Here is a 2062-nt window from a genome sequence, read left to right as displayed (position 1 = left end):
CCCCCTGACGCGCGGCGGCGCCCGGCCGCCCGGAGAGCGGTCCAATGCCGCGTCGGGTGGCGGCGGCCGCGCGGGGCGCCACTTCGGGTCTCGGCGACCGTCCAGCCGGGCTCGAGCGACCCAGGATCCATGGCGACCTACTTCACGGCCGACACGCATTTCGGCGATGCCGACCTCGTCCGGCGCCGGCGCAGCGCCTTCGGGTCGGTCGAGGACCACGACGAAGCGCTGGTCGCGCGCTGGAACGCGCGCATCGGCGCCGACGACGAGGTCTGGCACCTCGGCGACTTCGCCGCCGAGGCGAGCCGCGCGCATTGCGCCGCGATCTTCCGGCGGCTGAACGGCGTGAAGCGGCTGGTGCGCGGCAACCACGACACCAACCGCGTGCTCGACCTGCCCTGGGCCGAGCCGCCGGTCGACAGCGCCCGCATCAGCGTGATGGATGCCGCCGGCCGCCCGCAGCGCCTGTTCCTGTCGCACTACCCGCATCGCTCGTGGCCGGGCTTCTGGCGCGAGACCCGGCACCTCTACGGCCACACCCACGCCTGCCTGCCCGACACCAGCCGATCCTGCGACGTCGGCGTCGACGCGCAGGATTACCGACCGGTCGACCTCGCCGAGGTGCTCGCCCGCCAGGACGCCGCCGAACAGGCGCCCGAGGAGATGGCGATCCGCGGCCTGCGCTGAGACGCGCCTGCGCCGGCCCGCCGGCGTCAATCGGCCGGGACGAAGCGCAGCGTGCCCGCGCGCCGGGTCGGCTGGCCGGTGTCGCTGGTGTGGTTGATCCCGTCCATCACCGGAACCTCCGCGAAATCGAACGGGCTGACCCCGTCGAGGCAGGCGACGTTGACCGCGTACAGGGTCCGGTCGGACCGGCGCTGGTGATGGGTGTAGACCCCGCAGCGCGCGCAGAAGAAGTGCTGCGCCGTGCCGGTGTGGAAGCGGTAGCGCGTCAGCGCCGCCTCGCCCTCCAGGATCTCGACCCCGCCCATCGCCGCCATCGCGACGACGGCGCCGCGCATCCGGCAATAGGAGCAGGTGCAGCGGCGGATCGACCGGAAGCCGTCGCCGAGCGTCGCCGAGAACCGGACCGCGCCGCAATGGCACCGGCCCGTCAGGGTCGTCGTGTCGTTCGCCATGTCGCCTCCGTCGTCCACTTCCGATCACGCGCGCGGCCGCGCCGCGGCCTCGGTGGTCCGCCCCGGCCGGATCACCACGCCAGGCATGCCGCGCCGAGGGCGACGGCGAGGCAGGACGCGATCCGCCGCGGGCTCAGTTCCTCGCCGAGAAAGAGCCGTCCGATGAGGGCGGCGTAGACCACGCTGGTCTCGCGCAGGGCCGAGACCGCCCCCATCGCGTCGGACTGCATCGCCCAGATCACGATGCCGTAGGCGAGCAGCGAGACCAGGCCGCCGGCGAGCGCCATCGCGGTCTGCGCGCCGGTATAGGCCGGCGGCGTCCCGCGCATCGCCCAGTAGAGCGGCGGCATGGTCAGGCTCCACAGCAGGAACATGCTCGCCGCGTAGGACAGGCTGTTCCCCGACAGCCGCACCCCGATGCCGTCGACGACGGTGTAGGCCCCGATCAGCGATCCGGTGGTGAGCGCGGCCGGGACGAAATCCGCCCGCATCCGCCCCTGGAAGGCGAGGGATAGGATGCCGCCCGAGACCAGGACGATGCCGAGGACGGCGACCGCGCCGGGCGTCTCGTGCGCGAACACCGCGGCGCCGAGGGCGACGAGGACGGGCGATGAGCCGCGCGAGATCGGGTAGGTCTGCCCGAGGTCGCCCGAGCGATAGGTCCGCACCAGGGAGAGGTTATAGGCGGTGTGGATCAGCGCGGAGGCGATCACGTAGGGCCTGCTCGCCGCGTCCGGCCACGGCAGGAGCGCGACCGCGACCGCCGAGACGGCGGCGACGGCGATCATCATCAGGGTCATCGACCACAGCCGGTCGCTGCCGCCGCGCAGCACCGCGTTCCAGCCGGCATGGAGGATCGCGGCGCCGACGACGCAGGCGAGGACGAGCGGGGTCATGCGCGGTCGCCGGGCATGGGCGTCACG

The 2062-nt window shown here is 73.5% G+C and carries 3 protein-coding genes; 1 reads left to right on the top strand and 2 read right to left on the bottom strand.

Going from position 1 to position 2062, the window contains the following annotated elements; translation table 11 throughout:
* The first annotated feature begins 129 nt into the window (after nt 1–129).
* Nucleotides 130–687 (top strand): metallophosphoesterase, encoded by a 558-nt coding sequence (locus FV223_RS26180; RefSeq protein ID WP_147729668.1) that lies wholly within the window; start codon nt 130–132, stop codon nt 685–687.
* A gap of 26 nt (nt 688–713) precedes the next feature.
* On the opposite strand, the gene FV223_RS26175 is transcribed toward FV223_RS26180, so the two are convergent.
* Both FV223_RS26175 and FV223_RS26170 read right to left on the bottom strand, forming a co-directional pair.
* Nucleotides 714–1139, bottom strand: a complete 426-nt coding sequence (locus FV223_RS26175; protein ID WP_147729667.1) for a GFA family protein — start codon at nt 1137–1139, stop codon at nt 714–716.
* A 71-nt stretch (nt 1140–1210) separates the two neighbouring features.
* Nucleotides 1211–2062, bottom strand: an 852-nt coding sequence (locus FV223_RS26170) for an EamA family transporter (protein WP_246689818.1), incomplete at its 5' end; no start/stop codon positions are given.

This window comes from Methylobacterium sp. WL116, from assembly GCF_008039455.1.
In the GTDB taxonomy this organism is placed as follows: Bacteria; Pseudomonadota; Alphaproteobacteria; order Rhizobiales; family Beijerinckiaceae; genus Methylobacterium.
The sequence above is the reverse complement of the archived record's forward strand: the minus strand, read 5'-3'. Positions and strand labels throughout refer to the sequence as shown.

What these genes read in the sequence shown, in the direction of transcription:
- FV223_RS26180 (WP_147729668.1), top strand. Translation starts at nt 130, where the DNA reads ATGGCGACCTACTTCACGGCCGACACGCATTTCGGCGATGCCGACCTC.
- FV223_RS26175 (WP_147729667.1), bottom strand. Translation starts at nt 1,139, where the DNA reads ATGGCGAACGACACGACGACCCTGACGGGCCGGTGCCATTGCGGCGCG.